Origin of the sequence: Vibrio sp. B1FLJ16 (genome assembly GCF_905175385.1) — a bacterium.
Lineage (GTDB): Bacteria > Pseudomonadota > Gammaproteobacteria > Enterobacterales > Vibrionaceae > Vibrio.
Map to the genome: position 1 here is coordinate 2,108,657 of NZ_HG992749.1, position 18,520 is coordinate 2,127,176.

Below are 18,520 nucleotides of genomic sequence, written 5' to 3' on the forward strand. Positions count from 1 at the left end.
GGAATAACGTAAAGGAATGACTGTGTTTTAAAATGAACGATACGTAGTGTCAGTCACTTAGTACACATGTCATTCCCGCGGATTAGCGACAACATTAAAACCTTGGGCTTTATGCCAACTGAGCAACCGCTTGCTTCACTTTCTCAGCGATTTCTTCGTTTTGGCTTGAGCCTGTTTCTACGTCAAAATTCTCGTAGAAGTTAGGCACTGACAAAGACGCTTTTACATCCGCACCAAAGAAATGTGCAGAACCGGTTGCCGCTGCAAGTACGCTTTGCGCCCCACCAGGACCAGGAGAAGTTGCAAGATAAACAACAGGTTTGTTTTGGAACACATTACGCTCGATACGTGTCGCCCAGTCAAACAGGTTTTTATACGCCGCTGTGTATGAACCGTTATGCTCAGCAAAAGATACAACGATTGCATCCGCCTGCTCTAACTCTCTCAAGAAAGCAACTGCCCCTTCTGCCTGGCCGATCTCCTTTTCCGTGTCTTCACTAAACAGCGGAACTTGATAGTTATTTAAGTCCAATACATTAACTTGTGCGCCTTCGACTTGTTGAGCGGCGTAAGTAGCAAGTGTTTTATTGATTGAAGTTGAGCTGGTAGAAGCACCAAATGCGACAATTTTCATGGCTGTATCCTTTTGTTCACTCTTTATGCTATCCAGAATAAGAGTTGAACGTTTTGTCTACAACCACAAAAATTATAAGGAGAGGTTCAATTTTTTCGAAGTATTGGTTTGCTTCAAAATGAATATAAATGACTTGGAATTACAATTAAGCCTGAGCTTGTAGCTCTTGCCATAAATCGCCGACGATAATACGGTCTGATGGGCTAAGCTCTGTACGGGCTTGGTCTAAGCTAGTTGCGATGCGTACTTTCAGCTCATCAATATCATTGATACCGTCTTCTTCACAAGATGCAGCAGACAGAGAGATGTGACCACGCAGATAACCACCAGCAAACAGTTCGTCGTCGGATGCCGTTTCAATTCGAGCATCAATCAGTTCCAGCAGTTTTTCTTCAAATTCAATAATCATGGTGTATCTCTGAGGTTATTTGAGGTTACTTAACGATAAAGTCAGACGCTTCCAGTGGCTTAGTCTGGTAAAAAGCGCGTAGAGCTTCAGACAGCATTTTCACTCGGGGTGGTAATCCTGCTTCCAGAATACCTAACACTTCGTTATGCACTTTATGCATAAATCCAAGTCTGTCTGGCTCAAAATCGCCGTGTAGATTGTCACAACTCACAGTAAAAGGGAAGCCAGCACTTTTCGACAAGATCCACTCATATGCCTGAGGACGAACTTCAACTTTCTCGAATTCAGCTTGAACCTCTTCTGTCCGGCCATCAGGTTCATACCAATAACCAAAATCTTCTAGCAACCGGCGTTCAGGACCGGCAACGCACCAATGGGCGATTTCGTGGAGTGCAGAAGCATAAAACCCGCGAGCAAAAATAATCCGATGATGAGGGTTATCTTCATCCGCTGGAAGGTAAACTGGCTCATCGCCGCCAAGCTCTAACTTAGTGTTAAAAGGCCCAAGAAATGTGTCGTTGAAAATGGTAATAAGGTCTTGATATTCGTGAGTCGTCATCGATTCTGTACTTCAAATTATTATGCTAATACCAATGCCAGTGATCTAATCATCATAGAGTTACGCAGGAAAAATAATGAGATAATGGCAGGAATTGGTACCACTATTGTCGCTGTTTTTAAACGGCTCGTAAAGCAACACAAAAACTCCTGGTTATTAGCTGAATTTATCTGAAATCGGCTTTCACCCTATAATTTCTCATTCGTCACAGATCACATTTCCCACTACACTCACGCAATATTTTATGCTCACTGATGGTTGATACCAACCGTAGTAAAAAACTGGTCATTCTAGCTTGCTGAAATACTCGATAACGTCGTTAAAAATTTTGACTGTAGAATAGCTACTTATCGAAAATTTTTGCCTTGTTCTCAAGCATTTTTTCTACGCTATTTCTGATCAGTTATTTACTGTGATTGGAATAATTTTTCGATCATCGGGCATATTGATAGGTTTGAGTCATTGCCTCCACAATTTCAAACCTTGTTGGTATTTGATGTTGAGTGTCCCTTATGCTGCTAAGTGTGTTGTATGTCATTGGTATCACGGCTGAAGCCATGACTGGTGCGTTAAGTGCCGGACGAAGAAAAATGGATTGGTTTGGTGTTATGCTGGTTGCGAGTGCAACGGCGATCGGTGGCGGTACAGTTCGCGATATCCTATTGGGTCATTACCCACTAACCTGGGTGAAAAATCCGGAGTTTTTGGCGATCACTTGCCTGGCAGGGATTTTGACGACCGGTATCGCTAAATGGGTGATCAAACTAAAAGGGCTGTTTATTCGTTTAGACGCACTTGGTTTGATTGTATTCAGCATCATAGGAACCAAAATTGCGATTGATATGGGTCTGCATCCCGGTATCTGTATGGTGTCTGCACTAGTCACAGGCGTATTTGGCGGGCTGCTTCGAGACCTGATTTGTCGTCAAACGCCATTAGTATTGCATGAAGAACTCTATGCTTCAGTTGCCTTAATTGCATCAGGTTTGTACCTAACATTATTAGAATTTAATGTTCCTGATGTTACTTCGACTATCGTCACACTCATCGTGGGTTACATGTTGCGTATGGCAGCAGTGCGGTTTAAATGGCGCTTACCTTCATTCCATTTAGAGTCTGAAGGTTCACTACATTAATTCCAGTCGTAGTAAATATTCGGATACTAAAAAGGTTGCTCACTGAGCAACCTTTTTTCATTTACATGTTTAGGGTCTGTTGACCTTTCGCGGTTAAATCTTTGGTGTCTCAGTAGTCACACCAAAGTTCTGACCACGGTGACGCAGCAAATGGTCCATCACAACAATAGCCAGCATCGCTTCTGCAATTGGCACCGCTCGGATACCAACACATGGGTCATGACGACCTTTAGTGATCAACTGTGTCGGCTCACCTTCTTTGGTGATCGTGTCACCTGGTACAGTGATGCTTGATGTTGGCTTAAGTGCAATATTTGCCACAATATCCTGACCTGTTGAGATACCGCCAAGAATACCACCAGCATGATTACTGCCGAAGCCCTGAGGTGAAAGCGTATCACGGTGCTCACTACCGCGTTGATTCACCACATCAAAGCCATCGCCAATCTCTACACCTTTCACCGCATTAATGCTCATCAATGCATGGGCAATATCAGCGTCCAGACGGTCAAATACCGGTTCACCAAGACCTACTGGCACATTGGTTGCTACAACCTGAATCTTAGCGCCAATCGAGTCGCCTTCTTTTTTCAGATCACGGATAAGCTGGTCAAACGCTTCGACCTTATCGACGTCAGGGCAGAAAAACGCATTGTTTTCGATTTCATCCCAATCAACTTTGTCGATAGACACATCACCCATTTGCGATAGGTAAGCACGGATTTCGACACCAAACTCATCTTTCAGATACTTTTTCGCAATCGCACCTGCAGCAACACGCATTGCTGTTTCACGGGCTGACGAACGGCCGCCACCTCGGTAATCACGAATACCGTATTTTTGATGGTAAGTATAATCAGCGTGCCCCGGACGGAACTTGTCTTTAATCTCTGAGTAATCTTTTGAGCGTTGGTCGGTGTTTTCAATCAACAGACCAATGGAAGTGCCCGTTGTTTTACCTTCAAACACACCCGAAAGAATCTTCACTTCATCCGGCTCACGACGCTGTGTAGTGTAACGCGATGTGCCAGGACGACGGCGGTCAAGATCCACTTGCAGATCTGCTTCTGTAATTTCTAGTCCCGGAGGACATCCGTCTACGATACATCCCAGTGCGATACCGTGACTTTCCCCGAATGTCGTCACTCGGAAATGTTGTCCGATACTGTTTCCTGCCATTACTTCCTCAAGTTCTTATCGCCACGCCAGTTATTCATATCAAGGCGCAACTGCTTTTCAATTCTTCGTGGATTCATAGTGGCTTTATTACGTTTTGATGTAAAGAGTAAATATGCACTTAAGTTTGATGAATTACGCATAAAAAAACACCGGGTACTAAGCCCGGTGTTTTTAAGATTTATTGGAAAGTTTATTAGTCTTTGTACAGTTTGAACTCTTCTGCACACTCAACTAACTGGTCACGGGTTAGCATAAATACACCGTGGCCACCGTGTTCAAATTCAATCCAAGTAAATGGAATCTGAGGGTATTGCTCCATCATGTGAACCATTGAGTTACCAACTTCACAGATAAGAATACCGTTGTCAGTCAAATAGTCAGGCGCATTAGCAAGAATACGACGTACCAGTTTCAGACCGTCAGTACCTGCCGCAAGACCCAACTCAGGCTCATGCGTGAACTCATCTGGTAGGCTATTCATGTCTTCTTCATCCACATATGGTGGATTAGACACAATTAAGTTGTACTTCTCTTTTGGAAGATCGCGGAACAGATCAGAACGGATTGGGAACACTTGCTGCTCCATACCGTGATCCTGAACGTTTTGCTCAGCTACTTGCAATGCATCCGTTGAGATGTCGATAGCATCCACTTCTGCTTCAGGGAACGCGTGAGCACAAGCAATCGCGATACAACCGCTACCCGTACACATGTCCATGATACGAGCAGGCTCTTCCACCAGCCAAGGTTGGAACTCAGTTTGAATCAGCTCGCCGATTGGAGAGCGTGGCACAAGCACACGTTCATCGACAAAGAACTCAAGACCACAGAACCAAGCTTTGTTGGTCAAGTAAGCCGTTGGCGTGCGCTCGTTAATACGTTTTACAACACGCTCAACAATGCGCAGACGCTCACTGGTTGTCAGGCGGGAGCTCAATACATGTGGAGGCACGTCAATCGGCAAGTATAGCGTTGGTAGGATAAGCTGAACGGCTTCATCCCATGCGTTATCAGTACCATGACCGTAAAACAGGTTCGCTGCATTAAAGCGACTTACCGTCCAACGAATCATATCTTGAAGGGTATGTAGCTCCGATACCGCTTCTTCTACAAAAATCTTATCCAAAATTGCCTCCGAAAAGCGCTACAATACTGCCAATATAGTTTATTAATGAAATTGTTTACCTAATGAGCAAAAAAGACAACGAACACGATGACGATTTCGCCTTGTTTAAGGAAGCAGTACAGGGCGTAAAAAAGTTGCAACAGGATACCATAATCCAGCAACCAAAAAAAAAATACTAAGCAAAAAGAAATCAAGCGCTCAAACCGCGAAGCAAGTGACTCTGAATTTTATTTCTCAGACGAGTTTGTTCCTCTGTTGAGTGAAGATGGACCAACTCGTTATGCACGTGACGATGTATCTACTTATGAAGTGAAACGCCTACGTCGGGGCGTTTACGTTCCTGACGTTTTCTTAGATATGCACGGTATGACTCAACAGGAAGCAAAACGGGAACTCGGTGCAATGATCGCCTATTGCGTGAAGAGCGAGATTCACTGTGCCTGTGTTCAGCATGGTATTGGTAAACACATTCTTAAACAAAAAACACCGCTATGGCTGGCTCAGCACCCTGATGTGATGGCCTTTCACCAGGCTCCGCTTGAGTTTGGTGGTGACGGTGCCCTGTTGGTTTTGCTCTCTATTCCAGAGAAATAGTACTCTCGTGAGAAAACAAAAAGGCAGGATATTCCTGCCTTTTTATGTTCTGCGATCAAGATAATTATGGCGTGATATGCCAGAGCATCTCGCCTTGTTGGGTTTGCGGGTCGTATTCAACACAAACCAAACCAGAAGTCGGGAACATCGGAGGTGTCATATCTCTGACGAACTCTGCGGTCAGATAACCAACGAGTGGTAAATGTGAAACAAACAACAACGACTCTAGTTTCTCGACCTCAATCAGCGCGTTGGCATAATCGTACACACATTCAGATTGACCGTACGGTGTGATGTCTTCGAAAGTTTCAATACTTTTGGCCGAGAAGTGCGGACTGATTTCTTGCCAGGTTTGCTGGGCTCGAATATAAGGGCTCACTAGTACTTTGTCGAACTGAGTCCATCCCTGCTCTGTACAAGCTCGGGCTACGGCCTCTGATTCTGATCTGCCTCTTTGGGTCAGTTCTCTTGCTGCGTCAGAATCCGCAAAGTGCTCAGCTTCTCCATGACGCATAATAAATATTTTCATATTATTTCCTATGGATAGCTAACGCTACCAAAAGGTTAAATGCTATCTTTATAAGATAATCGGGGCTAATTTTAGTAAAAACGAAACAAATTTACTGATATGATTATCTGTTCATTATACCAATTCGCTTGCCAAAGATAGCGACATTCTTAACAATCTATAAAAAAGAATATACTCAGTTCATCTCTATTATTTTATAACCGTACTATGAACTCAGTACATTCCTTCAAACAGCCCTACCCCATACGCAAAAGCAATGGGTCTATGCAGTAGTCTTACGAATAACTAAAACGCAGAGAGCAGTATTTGTTGAAGCGCAATATTTGCGCTGCCCTTCCCAGGGTTCATAATAACTGTAATGCGAAATCTGGAGACGCATCGTGCACCTAAGTCCTAACGATTCCAATCAATACCGGTACATTACTCTGAGTAATGATTTACGCGTGTTGATGATTCATTCCGATACAGCTCAACAGTCGGCTGCCGCTCTGGCCGTAAACGTCGGACACTTTGACGATCCTGAGGATCGACAAGGCCTAGCACATTATCTCGAACACATGCTTTTTTTGGGTACGGAAAAATACCCTAAAGTAGGCGAATTTCAAAGCTATATTAGCCAACACGGTGGTAAGAATAACGCTTGGACAGGAACGGAGCACACTTGTTTCTTTTTTGATGTTACACCTAACGCCTTTGAAAATGCCTTAGAACGATTCAGCCAGTTTTTTTCTGCACCTCTGTTTAACGAAGAGGCGCTAGACAAAGAGCGTCAGGCGGTTGATTCAGAATATAAGCTAAAGCTCAATGATGATTCACGTCGCTTATATCAGGTAAACAAAGAGGTCATCAATCCCGAACACCCGTTTTCTAAGTTCTCTGTGGGTAACCTTGAAACGCTGGGCGACAGAGATGGTAAATCAATTCGTGATGAAATCGTCGCGTTTCATCATTCCAAGTATTCTGCTGACTTGATGACGCTGACTCTGTTCGGCCCACAATCACTTGATGAACAGCAAGAGTGGGTAGAACGCATGTTTACAGACGTTCCGAACCATCAGCTAACAGGGAAATCGATTGATGTGCCTATCGGTACGGATGACAGCACTGGCATATTAGTTCAGATTGAACCAATCAAAGAGTTCCGTAAATTAATTCTGACCTTCCCGATGCCAGGCATGGACGAGTACTACGCGTCTAAACCACTCTCTTACTTTGCTAACCTGTTAGGTTACGAAGGCGAAGGTAGCCTGATGATGCAGCTTAAAAATAAAGGCTGGATCACATCCCTGTCAGCAGGTGGCGGAGCAAGCGGCAGTAATTATCGAGACTTCACGGTAAGCTGTACGCTCACACCAATCGGCTTAGACCACGTTGATGACATCATTCAGGCAGTATTCCAATATCTGACTTTGATTAAACAAGAAGGCTTGGATGAATGGCGCTATCTCGAGAAACAAGCCGTGCTCGAATCCGCATTTCGTTTCCAGGAGCCTTCACGGCCACTCGATTTAGTCAGCCATCTTGTTGTCAACATGCAGCACTATCAACCGCACGACATCATTTATGGCGACTATAAAATGGCGGGCTACGACGAGGAGTTGCAGCGCTCACTACTCAAGTACTTCAGCGTCGAAAACGTTCGTGTGACACTGATTGCCAAAGGGTTAGAGTACGACCGCACCGCCGAATGGTATTTCACGCCGTACTCCGTGACACCATTTACCAGTGAACAAAACCACGTATTCCAACAGATTGATCCAGGCTGGCAGTTTAAACTACCTGAGAAGAACCCGTATATTTGCTATGACTTGGATCCAATGCCGCTGGAAAATGGCAGCTCACTGCCAGAATTAATTGAAGATCTGGAAGGTTTCCGTCTGTGGCATTTACAGGATGATGAGTTCCGGGTACCAAAAGGCGTACTATACGTCGCGATAGACAGTTCTCACGCGGTAGCGTCGCCAAAAAATATTGTAAAAACTCGCCTGTGTGTAGAGATGTTTCTCGACTCACTAGCACAGGAAACATATCAGGCAGAAATTGCAGGTATGGGCTACAACATGTATGCCCACCAAGGTGGTGTAACCTTAACGCTATCAGGATTCAGTCAGAAACTTCCGCAATTGCTAGAGATGATTTTACGCCGCTTCGCTGAACGCGACTTCAGCCCGGTTCGCTTTGATACTATCAAGCAGCAACTATTGCGTAATTGGCGAAACTCAGCGCAAGACCGTCCTATTTCACAACTTTTCAACTCATTAACCGGTTTGTTGCAGCCAAACAATCCTCCGTTTAGCACTTTAGTGGAAGCACTAGAACAGATTGAAGTAGATGAACTGTCTGTATTTGTGCAATCCATTCTCGCAGAATTGCATGTGGAAATGTTTGTCTACGGCGACTGGCAACGTCAGCAAGCGCACGATATGGCAACCACACTGAAAGATGCTTTGCGCGTCAAAGAGCAGCGTTACGAAGAAGCGCTGCGTCCACTGGTTATGCTGGGTCAAAACGGCAGCTTTCAGCGGGAGATCCTCTGCGATCAACAAGACTCAGCGGTCGTCATTTACCATCAATGTGAGGACATTGAGCCGCGCAGTATTGCACTATACACATTGGCAAACCATCTAATGTCGGCAACCTTCTTCCACGAGATTCGTACCAAGCAGCAATTAGGCTACATGGTGGGTACCGGTAATATGCCGCTTAACAGGCACCCGGGTATCGTCTTGTACGTCCAGTCGCCAAACGCAGCGCCAGCGGATTTGGTTACGTCTATCGATGAGTTCTTAAATGCGTTCTATATGGTGCTTCTCGAACTCAATGATTATCAATGGCACTCGAGTAAACGTGGATTGTGGAATCAAATTTCAACACCGGACACCACCCTTCGCGGGCGAGCACAGCGCTTGTGGGTTGCAATTGGCAATAAAGACACAGAGTTCAACCAACGCGAGAAAGTACTTGCGGAGCTCAAAAAACTCACTCGTGCGGATATGATCCGTTTCGTGGTTAATGAACTGAAACCCAGAACGGCAAACCGTTTGGTCATGCATTCGCAAGGTCAGGCGCACATTGATGAACCGCGCATTCACTTGGGTCAGGAAATTGGTTCCATTGAAGAGTTTCAGTTAAGACCAAAAGATTGCGGATTAGGATAAAATTGACAGAAGTTTTAAATAACGCCATTGCAGCTTATGTTCTACCTGGCTTATGCTCCGGTTATCTTATATCTAAATAACAATAGCTTGCACATAAGGCGCTTATGAAAAAACTACTATTACTTGCTGCAGTTGTACTTCCATTATCATCTGCTTATGCGGATATCACAGTAAAAGGTGATGGTTTTGAACTGAGTAAAGACTGCGTTCGTTTAAGTGGTGACAATGTTTCAATCAAGTCAGATGACTGTTCTTCTAAGAACTGGAACGATAAGGACAGTAAAGGCAACAGCAGCGTCCACGGTGACAACAACCCCGGCAAAGGCCACGGTAAAGATAAAAAAGACAAGAAGAAATAAGCTCTTCAGTTCAATTAAAAAGGCTTGCGTGATGCAAGCCTTTTTATTTCCACGAAAGTTTTATTACTTAGTAGAAAGTACGCCCTTCTCCCGCGCGAGTCAGCAAACCATCACACGGAGCATAACGGTCACCGTATTTCGAAGCGAACTCGTTCATTTTCTCGACCAGCTCTTTCAAGCCATACTGATCCATGTAACGGAATGGCCCTCCGAGGAACGGCGGGAAACCGATACCGAAAATCGCACCAATGTCACCATCACGTGGCGAACGAATAATACCGTCATCTAAACAGCGTACCGCCTCGTTCAGCATTGGCAGTACACAACGCAATGCAATATCGTCATCGCTGAGCTTAGCTTCCGGGTTAAGCTTGAGCAACTTGTAAACCGATTTATCGACTTCTTTCTTCTTACCTTTGTAGGTATAGAAGCCTTTGCCACTCTTACGGCCTTTTCGACCGTCATTTAGCAAAGTATCGAATACGTCCGGGCCTTTAAATCGCTCACCCAACTCGTTAACCAGAATAGGCATGATCTTCGCGCCAATATCGACACCCACTTCATCAAGCAGTGTGATTGGTCCTACAGGGAAACCAAAGTCGAGTAATGCTCCATCTATCTTCTCGATCGGCTCATTTGCCAGCAATATATGTGCAGATTCATTCATGTAAGGAGCAAGAATGCGGTTTACGTAGAAACCCGCTTTATCCTTCACCACAATTGGCGTTTTACCCTGTTTCTTGGCTAATGCGACAACCGTTGAGATTGTTTCATCTGATGTGGTTTCATGCGGGATAACTTCCACCAGCGGCATTTTCTCTACCGGGCTGAAGTAGTGCAGACCGACGATGTTTTCCGGACGATCTGCTTTCTCCGCAATCTTATGAATTGGCAGCGACGACGTGTTAGTAGCAAAAATGGTTTCTGGCTTTGCGTTAGCTTCAATATCCGCAACCATCTGCTGTTTTAAGTCGAGATCTTCAAATACCGCTTCAATGACCACATCTATATGATTGAAAGTGGTAAAGTCGACACCGCCGGATAGTTGCATCATTTTCGCTTGAAGATCAGCGTTGGAGATAATGCGACGCTTACGTTGCTTATCAAACAACTTGTAGTTGTAGTTCAGTGCATTCAAAACACCGTCATTACTTACATCTTTAATACGAACCGGCACTTTGGCTTTCGCAACTGAAACATGGCTGATGCCAGCGCCCATCAAGCCGCCACCCAGTACACCGACTTTATTCACTTTGGCAGGCTTGGCATCAGTGCCGTGCTCTTTCTTCATCTCTGTTGTTGCGAAGAAGATAGAACGCAATGCTTTCGATTCCGAGCTCATCACCAGTTCACCGAAGCGCTTCGCTTCCAGTTCCTGCCCTTTAGCTAGTCCCTTTTCTAAACCGTGCTGGATGACTTCCAGAATCGCTACAGTTGCCGGGTAATTACCACGTGTCTTTTCATTGGTTTTCTTTGCAGCCTGCTCAAAGACAAACTTGCGTCCTAAGCCGCTGCCTGACATCAGCTTCTCTTTCGTAGACTGTTTTTTCTTGCCCTTAGGTTTACCTTTATCGATAAACTGCTGAGCCACATCAAGCAAAATGGTTTCAGGGACACAAGCATCCACGACACCAAGTTTCTTGGCTTTTTTGGCGCGGAGCTGCTTACCTGTCAGGATTAGATCAAGTGAAGGTAACAGCCCAATTAAGCGAGGAAGACGCTGAGTACCACCAGAACCTGGCAACAGACCTAACTGCACCTCAGGTAGTCCTAAGCGGGTGATATCAGATTCTGTACAAACACGGTAATCACACGCCAGAGCAAGCTCTAAGCCGCCACCCAAACAAGGGCCGTGAATGGCTGCGACAATCGGATAAGGTAAATCTGATAACTGCTGGAAAAGCTCCTGGCCTTGTTTCGCCAGTGCTTCTGCTTCACCAGCTGTGGTACATGCGTCAAGCATGCGCACATCGGCACCTGCAACAAAGTTATCTGGCTTGAGAGAATGAATGACCATCCCTTTCACGCCACTCGTATCTTTCAGCTGAGTGAAGATCTCTTTCATATCTTCAACAAAAGCTGCCTGAAGCGTGTTCATTTTTTCATTAGGTACATCAATTGCTAACCAGGCAATGTTCTGCTCATCAACCTTCAGACTAAATGCTTTTTGCTCGCTCATTACTCAACCTCCAGAATCATTGCCGCGCCAAGACCACCCGCCGCACAAGCTGTGTTCAATGCAATACCACCACCCCGACGTTTCAGTTCACGCAGCGTCTGAGTCATCATACGTGCACCTGTTGCTGCAAACGGATGGCCATAAGCAATCGAACCGCCCAGTACGTTGAACTTATCCATATCGATTTCACCTATGGCTTTTGAACGGCCGAGATTTTCTTGAGCAAACTTGTCAGAGGCAAACATTTTCACATTAGCCAAAGCCTGTGCTGCAAACGCTTCGTGCATATCAATAAGTGTAAGATCCGACAATTCAAGGCCGGTATTTTCCAGTACCTTAGCAGTCGCGTAAGAAGGCCCCATCAACATATCGTTTTGCACGCCGATTGCAGAGAAAGCGTAACCGCGGATATAACCCAGAATCTCCATACCGAGCTCTTTCGCTTTGCCTTCACGCATTAGCATTACCGCAGCGCCACCATCAGTCAGTGGCGTACTGTTTGCTGCCGTTACACTGCCGTACTGGCGGTCAAATGCCGGACGAAGCTTAGCGTATCCCTCTAATGTTGAGTCATGACGTACGTTATTGTCTTCTGAGATCCACTTTTTATAAGGTTCCGGGAAAGCAGTCATGACTTCACCCTGGATCTTACCCTCTTTCCAAGCTTGGGACGCCAGTGTGTGAGAGCGATGTGCAAGGGCATCTTGCTCAGCACGAGAAATGCCGTGGCTTTTCGCCATCTGCTCAGCCGTCTGTCCCATTGACAGACCGGTCGAATACTCAGCAACCGCCGGAGGTACTGGCACTAAATCTTTAAGGCTGATGTTTTTAAGTACGTTGAGCTTTTGACCTAGCGTTTTCGTTTTGCTTAGCGCCAGAAGGTTAGCGGCTAGTTTTTTAGAAACCCCAACAGGGAGCACTGAAGATGAATCTGCCCCCCCTGCGATACCAACATCAATCGCACCAGACATAATGCTTTCTGTAACATTAACTGCAGCCTGAAAACTGGTGGCACACGCACGAGTAACACTGTAGGCATCTGTATGGACACTCATCCCTGTCCCCAATACGATTTCACGCGCAATATTTGGCGCTTCTGGCATTTGTATAACTTGTCCAAATACCACTTGTTCGACTAACTTCGGATCAAGATCAGTACGAGCAAGCATTTCGCTTACCACCATTTTCCCTAAATCGACCGCTGGCACCTGATTAAATTCAGTGCATTGACGAGCGAAGGGAGTTCGAAGCCCCGCGACAATAGCAACGCGTTCACCATGACGCGTTTTTACTTCCTGCTTGCCCATTGTTTCTCCTTAAATTAACAAGAGGTCTGACCTGACGCATTGTAATCAATTTGTTAAATTTATCAAAGGCGTGTTTAGATAAACGTGAAGCAAGTAGATCAATTACTCTAACTTACTTATATTTCTCACTATTATAAATAAGTTAGTGTAGCCTTAAGTTATCTGATAGTTAGAGCTTTCAGGCAGATGTAGAGAGGTTGGTTGCAAATTTTGTAATTAGAATAGAGTCGCTAACAGCAGCATCAGCTAACTATCGAAGGTGAAGCGAATAGAATGAACTTGGTCAGAGAAACGGATTTTAGATAAAAAAAAACCACACATAACTGTGTGGTCGGAATATCTATAAAACAATTAACTTACGCCAATTGAACATTAATCAGTTTCCTGATTAGGAGAAAGTAAAGTCAGCCTTCAAAAGGAAGTGTCATCTTGCTCAACATGTTAGCCACAAGGACCAACGAGATGACAGGAGTTACTATAACCCCTCAAATGATCGAGATATTGAAATAGATCAATTTTATATCGATTTCGACCCTCCTGAGAGGATCTATTTTATTCAGATTTCCGAATAAAAATTATGCCTGTAGGTTTTATTCCCATAACTCGTAAGAAGTTTCTTTTGCTTTAACTAAATGTCAGATGAACAGAGCGCAGGGCTAAACCCACTCTGTATCGCTGAATGACCATGCAGTATTTTGGTAAAATGGAGGCTCTTGCAGCCATGATTAAAATGTTTGGAAAGAAAAATTCCAACAGTCCGGTCAACTCTGATATGGACAAACAAAGAAAATACGAATCGCTCGTTCGGGGCTATCATCGTGATTTATATCGCTATGCTTACTGGCTGACTAAAGACAAAGCCATAGCAGAAGATTTGGTTCAGGAGACCTTTCTCCGCGCCTGGAAATCACTTGATAGCTTACAGGATGAAAAAGCAGCCAAATCTTGGCTTATCACAATATTAAGACGAGAAAACGCTCGCCGATTCGAACGCAAACAATTTGAATTAGTTGATATCGATGATTATGGCAACGATGCGAAGGTCAGCGACGATTCCCATCATCAGCAACAGTGGCTCCAGACACAAATCATGAAACTTGATGTGGAATATCGCGAACCGTTATTTCTGCAAGTTGTAGCTGGTTTCAGCGGAGAGGAAATCGGTGACATACTTGAACTAAACAAAAACACGGTTATGACACGCCTCTTCAGGGCTCGTAATCAATTAAAAGAGATGTTGGATTCTCAAGATACTCAAAGAGGACACAAAAATGGATGATTTAGAATTTCGTCGTCGTATTTTGTCGGATCCAAAGCATAAGGATGAAGAAATACTGCAAGCTCTGGCAGACAGTAGATCTACCAATAAGAGTGCCAACCAGAAGTTTATTGAAGACGTTCTAGAGCTTGATGAAAAAATCAAACAAGCGATGAATGTCGATGTTCCTGAAGATCTTCCCGACAAAATCCTGTTCAACCAGACCTCAAGCGCGCTTGAAGATAAAGTTGTAAAACAGACCTTTGCCAGAAAAGCAATGGCACTCGCCGCATCAGTGGCATTCACTGCGGGTCTGCTCGTCGGTCAAATTAACTGGGGCAATATCTTTGTCACGCCAGCACAAGCAACATTAGCAGACACGGCAATTAAACATGTACAGCATGAAGAACCATTTGTCCGCCACTTGGACGAAGACGTTCCAAGCGGATTCATTAACGCAAAACTGTCTCCGCTGCAGTTTCAGTTTAAGAAAAACTTTCCGTACCACGTTTATTACTTAAATCACTGCGGATTCGGAGAGTCTAATGCCGTACATATGGTTTTTCAGGGTTCGAAAGGTAAAGTAACGATGTTTATCACTGGCATACCAAGTGAAAAAACCATCGACTTCAACAAAGACGGGTTGAGTGGAATTGTCCAGCCAATTAATGCAGCGAGCATGATATTGGTTGGTCAACAAGGTGAAGACATGCAAGCGCTAGCAAGCGAACTCACACCGCTCATCCAACCAATGTAAAATGTAATAAGTTGAAACAAAGTTTGCTTCATGCCACCCAGCGCCGCTCAGTATAACAACTGCGCGGCATTTTTTATTAACTCAACGCAAACGGTTACTAGCTGCATCCGTTTAGAGCATAAACTCTAAATAATGCAGTTTAGATAATATTTCTCTGCAGTTAGCTACAATTTCGCAATTTTTCTTTAATTTTATCCAATGGTCGGATTTGTTTGAACGATACTAATGACTACTATCTGCGCCACTGAGCAAAAGCTCAAATTATCGTCCAAAGAGACGAATCTAATAAGGAAAAATACATGACTCATAATAAGCGTCTGTTCAAAAAGACTCTCTTAGCAGTAACGGTAGCTTTTGCCTCAGGTCAAACTATGGCAGCTGGTTTCCAACTCAATGCCCAATCAGCAACCGGCCTTGGCCGCGCGTTTGCTGGTGATGCAGTAATTGCAGACAACGCATCTGTAATGGCACGTAACCCAGCAGCGATGGCTCTGTTTGACAAAATGGAACTGTCTTTAGGTTTCGAAAGCATTACTTCACTGATCGAAGTGAAAAATGCCACATACCAAAACAACCTACCAGCGTTCATGGGTGGCCAACCAATCATTACTAACGTTCCTGATGCAGATGACGTTGGTGGTACCTCTATTGCGCCAAACATTCACCTGATTGTTCCGGTCAACAGCAAATTCGCTTGGGGTGTCAATGCGTACACCAACTTCGGCACAAAAACTGAATTTTCAGATAGCTACATCGCAGCTGAATACGGTGGCCTAACAGACGTAAAAAGCTTTAACTTTGGTTTAGCAGGTTCTTACCGTCTGAACGAACAATGGAGCTTTGGCGCAGGTCTAGATCTGGTCTATGGCCAAGGCACTATGAAGCGAGTAGCTGGTAACGGATTCCCATCAGCACCTGTAGTCCTACCGACTGGCGACATTATTCCACCAGCGGGAACTACGCTTCTTGACGTAGATAAAGCTGACGGCTGGGCAGTTGGTTTCAACCTTGGTACCGTTTACGAGCTAGACGAAAATAACCGTTTTGGTTTCGCCTACCACTACAGCCCAGAATTTGAAGCAGAAGACGATAAAGGTCAGAAGATCACATTGCCTCTGCCTGACATCGCTGAGTTCTCTGGTTACCATAAAATCGAAGATACTAAGTTCGCGGTGCACTACAGCGTGCAGTACATTGGCTGGAAAGATTTCGACCAAATCGATTTTCGCAACCTAGACGCTGCATCTTCACCTGTTGGTGGCACAACTGGTTCTTATGATAAAAAGTACGAATGGCAAGATGGCTGGCACTACGCGATTGGTGGTACTTACTACCTGAACAATGACTGGACACTTCGCGCAGGCTACATGTACGACACAAGTGCACAAGACAGCTTAACATCAATTTCTGTACCAGATTCAGATCGCCAGTGGCTATCAACGGGCTTCACGTACCACATCGACAGCAAGTCTAACGTTGATTTCGGCTTCACTTATTTGATGGGCGATGAGACTAAAGTTGAAGAATCTATTGCTGCTACGTCTATTACAGCAACAACTAAAGCAGATGCAGTCCTAGTTGGCTTACAATACAGCCGCAGCTTCTAAGTTAGCGAATAGTTCGTTAACAAAAGAACACTCTATATAAAAGGCTGGATTTCCAGCCTTTTTTCATATCCAAACATTATTTGTTCCCCAATTTCAGTGTACACGTGTATCTGAATACCACCTTTGCACCTCACATGTGTTCGCTGAAAATCCTTTACACACCATTCACAAGCAGACTTTTAAACCAATTTAAAAACAAAAGTAAGAATTTAATACCAAAGCCATGTTATTTGCCGATTTTCATTTCTAAAGCAAAAGCTCTATCTTTAAAATTTTGTACCACGTTATTAATAATTCAGCGAACATGAAATGAAAACCAACAAGACTCTCCTTTCAGCAGCAGTAGCTTTCGGCCTGCTAGGCACTTCCAATGTGGTAAACGCAGCAGGGTTCCAACTTGCGGAATATTCTGCAACTGGCCTGGGCCGCGCGTACGCAGGCGAAGCTGCGATGGCTGACAACGCTAGCTCTCAATGGCGTAACCCTGCAATGCTAACGTATTTAAAAGGCACACAAGTGTCTGTTGGTGCGATTTATGTTAATCCGAACCTTGATGTAGACGGTTCGACAACGCTTAAAAACCCGCTGAATGGCAGTGTTATAGGTACGACTCCAACTTCCTCTGATGACTTCGCTAACGACGCTGTCATTCCGAACTTTTACTTGTCACACCAGTACAATGATGAGTTCGCAGTCGGCCTGGCCTTTGGTACCAACTACGGTATGGAAACAGACCTGGGTACAGGCTTTGCTGCATCACACTTTGGTAATGAAGCCAGCGTGACGACAATGGAAGCGAACCTTAATGCAGCGTACAAGCTAAGCAATGCAATCAGCATTGGTGGTGGTATCCGCTATATCATCGGTGAAGGCAGCTTTGGTGCTACTGCGCCTGCAAGCAATATAGTTGGAATCAACCCTTCAACGGGCGCACCGATCAGTGCTCCTGAGGGTACGGCTCTAAAATACATGGAAGGTGATGATACCGCTTGGGGCTGGCAAATAGGCACAGCGTGGCAAATCAATGATAACCACCGCGTAGGCTTTGCATATAAATCTGAAGTAGACCTTAAATTACAAGGACATGCAGAAGGACTTGGTTTTGGCTTTGAGGCTGGTCAGACTCGCGACAACGGTTACATGAACCTAAGCCTGCCAGCGACAGCTGAACTAGCAAGTTTCCACCAAATCACAGAACAGCTAGCTTTGCATGCAAGCATCAACTGGACTGACTGGAGCTCGTTCGAAAAGCTAGAAGCAAACCTGGATACAGCAGGCACTAAAATGGTTAAAGTTGAAAACTGGGAAGACAACTACCGCTTTGCTGTAGGCGCGACTTACCAACTTCAGCCTAAGCTGGCACTAAGAACAGGTGTTGCTTACGATACCTCCGCAGTGAGCGACAAAAACCGCACAATCACTATCCCAGAAACAGATCGTACTTGGCTAAGCGTTGGTGCAACCTATGACTGGACTAAAAACTTCAGCCTGGATGCTGGTTTCACTTACATCATTGCTAAAGATGCTCCTATCACAGAATCTCGCGGTTACTCATCAGACGATACTGCTGAAACAGTAGGTGGTCAGTTTGTTGGTGAAACAACCGGCAACGTATGGCTGGTTGGTGTGCAGGCGAACTACCGATTCTGATCTACTATTTCAGATAAAGAGAAGAGAATAGATCAGGCACCAAAAAGGCTTAGCAGTTGCTAAGCCTTTTTAATGCTAG

The 18,520-nt window shown here is 44.7% G+C and carries 15 protein-coding genes and 1 pseudogene; 8 read left to right on the forward strand and 8 right to left on the reverse strand.

The window, feature by feature from the left end:
* Positions 1-109 precede the first annotated feature (109 nt).
* From KHN79_RS09530 to KHN79_RS09540, 3 genes are all read right to left on the reverse strand, one after another.
* Positions 110-634 (reverse strand): NADPH-dependent FMN reductase, encoded by a 525-nt coding sequence (locus KHN79_RS09530; protein ID WP_182008568.1) that lies wholly within the window; start codon positions 632-634, stop codon positions 110-112.
* 145 nt (positions 635-779) lie between these two features.
* Positions 780-1,043, reverse strand: coding sequence for a YfcL family protein (locus tag KHN79_RS09535; protein WP_182008569.1), 264 nt, complete (start codon positions 1,041-1,043; stop codon positions 780-782).
* Positions 1,044-1,068: 25 nt separating this feature from the next.
* Positions 1,069-1,602: an elongation factor P hydroxylase gene (locus KHN79_RS09540; protein ID WP_182008570.1), complete on the reverse strand. Its 534-nt coding sequence runs from the start codon at positions 1,600-1,602 to the stop codon at positions 1,069-1,071.
* A 512-nt stretch (positions 1,603-2,114) separates the two neighbouring features.
* Between KHN79_RS09540 and KHN79_RS09545 the strand changes: the two genes are divergently transcribed.
* Entirely contained in the window at positions 2,115-2,738 is a 624-nt protein-coding gene (locus tag KHN79_RS09545) for a trimeric intracellular cation channel family protein (RefSeq protein ID WP_182008571.1), read from the forward strand.
* A gap of 93 nt (positions 2,739-2,831) precedes the next feature.
* On the opposite strand, the gene aroC is transcribed toward KHN79_RS09545, so the two are convergent.
* Positions 2,832-3,917, reverse strand: a complete 1,086-nt coding sequence (gene aroC, locus KHN79_RS09550; protein WP_182008572.1) for a chorismate synthase — start codon at positions 3,915-3,917, stop codon at positions 2,832-2,834.
* A gap of 193 nt (positions 3,918-4,110) precedes the next feature.
* The gene (gene prmB, locus KHN79_RS09555; protein ID WP_182008573.1) at positions 4,111-5,043 is read right to left on the reverse strand and encodes a 50S ribosomal protein L3 N(5)-glutamine methyltransferase; all 933 of its coding nucleotides are present in this window, start codon (positions 5,041-5,043) and stop codon (positions 4,111-4,113) included.
* A gap of 62 nt (positions 5,044-5,105) precedes the next feature.
* On the opposite strand from prmB, the pseudogene smrB reads away from it, so the two are divergent.
* A pseudogene (smrB, locus tag KHN79_RS09560) lies at positions 5,106-5,637 on the forward strand (endonuclease SmrB).
* Positions 5,638-5,701: 64 nt separating this feature from the next.
* On the opposite strand, the gene sixA reads toward smrB, so the two are convergent.
* Positions 5,702-6,166, reverse strand: a complete 465-nt coding sequence (gene sixA, locus KHN79_RS09565) for a phosphohistidine phosphatase SixA (protein ID WP_182008575.1) — start codon at positions 6,164-6,166, stop codon at positions 5,702-5,704.
* A 380-nt stretch (positions 6,167-6,546) separates the two neighbouring features.
* Between sixA and KHN79_RS09570 the strand changes: the two genes are divergently transcribed.
* Positions 6,547-9,324: an insulinase family protein gene (locus KHN79_RS09570; RefSeq protein ID WP_182008576.1), complete on the forward strand. Its 2,778-nt coding sequence runs from the start codon at positions 6,547-6,549 to the stop codon at positions 9,322-9,324.
* Positions 9,325-9,428: 104 nt separating this feature from the next.
* Complete coding sequence (locus tag KHN79_RS09575; RefSeq protein WP_182008577.1) at positions 9,429-9,683, forward strand: CG2 omega domain protein; 255 nt, start codon at positions 9,429-9,431, stop codon at positions 9,681-9,683.
* 67 nt (positions 9,684-9,750) lie between these two features.
* Here KHN79_RS09575 and fadJ read toward each other — a convergent pair whose 3' ends face one another.
* Together fadJ and fadI are read right to left on the reverse strand one after the other, a co-directional pair.
* A complete protein-coding gene (gene fadJ, locus KHN79_RS09580; protein WP_182008578.1) occupies positions 9,751-11,862 on the reverse strand; it encodes a fatty acid oxidation complex subunit alpha FadJ in 2,112 nt (703 codons plus the stop codon).
* The gene (gene fadI / locus KHN79_RS09585; protein WP_182008579.1) at positions 11,862-13,169 is read right to left on the reverse strand and encodes an acetyl-CoA C-acyltransferase FadI; all 1,308 of its coding nucleotides are present in this window, start codon (positions 13,167-13,169) and stop codon (positions 11,862-11,864) included. The genes fadJ and fadI overlap by 1 nt, the downstream gene beginning before the upstream one ends.
* Before the next feature lie 703 nt (positions 13,170-13,872).
* Between fadI and KHN79_RS09590 the strand changes: the two genes are divergently transcribed.
* The 4 genes from KHN79_RS09590 to KHN79_RS09605 all read left to right on the forward strand — a co-directional run bounded on the left by KHN79_RS09590 (position 13,873) and on the right by KHN79_RS09605 (position 18,441).
* Entirely contained in the window at positions 13,873-14,448 is a 576-nt protein-coding gene (locus KHN79_RS09590; protein WP_182008888.1) for a sigma-70 family RNA polymerase sigma factor, read from the forward strand.
* On the forward strand, positions 14,441-15,184 hold the full coding sequence (locus tag KHN79_RS09595; protein WP_182008580.1) for a DUF3379 domain-containing protein: 744 nt from the start codon (positions 14,441-14,443) through the stop codon (positions 15,182-15,184). The genes KHN79_RS09590 and KHN79_RS09595 overlap by 8 nt, the downstream gene beginning before the upstream one ends.
* Before the next feature lie 299 nt (positions 15,185-15,483).
* A complete protein-coding gene (locus KHN79_RS09600; RefSeq protein WP_182008581.1) occupies positions 15,484-16,791 on the forward strand; it encodes an outer membrane protein transport protein in 1,308 nt (435 codons plus the stop codon).
* 309 nt (positions 16,792-17,100) lie between these two features.
* Entirely contained in the window at positions 17,101-18,441 is a 1,341-nt protein-coding gene (locus KHN79_RS09605; RefSeq protein WP_182008582.1) for an outer membrane protein transport protein, read from the forward strand.
* Positions 18,442-18,520: the final 79 nt, after the last annotated feature.

Coding starts and splice junctions, on each gene's coding strand:
- KHN79_RS09530 (WP_182008568.1), bottom strand. CDS start 634: ATGAAAATTGTCGCATTTGGTGCTTCTACCAGCTCAACTTCAATCAAT.
- KHN79_RS09535 (WP_182008569.1), bottom strand. CDS start 1,043: ATGATTATTGAATTTGAAGAAAAACTGCTGGAACTGATTGATGCTCGA.
- KHN79_RS09540 (WP_182008570.1), bottom strand. CDS start 1,602: ATGACGACTCACGAATATCAAGACCTTATTACCATTTTCAACGACACA.
- KHN79_RS09545 (WP_182008571.1), top strand. CDS start 2,115: ATGCTGCTAAGTGTGTTGTATGTCATTGGTATCACGGCTGAAGCCATG.
- aroC (WP_182008572.1), bottom strand. CDS start 3,917: ATGGCAGGAAACAGTATCGGACAACATTTCCGAGTGACGACATTCGGG.
- sixA (WP_182008575.1), bottom strand. CDS start 6,166: ATGAAAATATTTATTATGCGTCATGGAGAAGCTGAGCACTTTGCGGAT.
- KHN79_RS09575 (WP_182008577.1), top strand. CDS start 9,429: ATGAAAAAACTACTATTACTTGCTGCAGTTGTACTTCCATTATCATCT.
- fadJ (WP_182008578.1), bottom strand. CDS start 11,862: ATGAGCGAGCAAAAAGCATTTAGTCTGAAGGTTGATGAGCAGAACATT.
- fadI (WP_182008579.1), bottom strand. CDS start 13,169: ATGGGCAAGCAGGAAGTAAAAACGCGTCATGGTGAACGCGTTGCTATT.
- KHN79_RS09590 (WP_182008888.1), top strand. CDS start 13,873: ATGGAGGCTCTTGCAGCCATGATTAAAATGTTTGGAAAGAAAAATTCC.
- KHN79_RS09595 (WP_182008580.1), top strand. CDS start 14,441: ATGGATGATTTAGAATTTCGTCGTCGTATTTTGTCGGATCCAAAGCAT.
- KHN79_RS09600 (WP_182008581.1), top strand. CDS start 15,484: ATGACTCATAATAAGCGTCTGTTCAAAAAGACTCTCTTAGCAGTAACG.
- KHN79_RS09605 (WP_182008582.1), top strand. CDS start 17,101: ATGAAAACCAACAAGACTCTCCTTTCAGCAGCAGTAGCTTTCGGCCTG.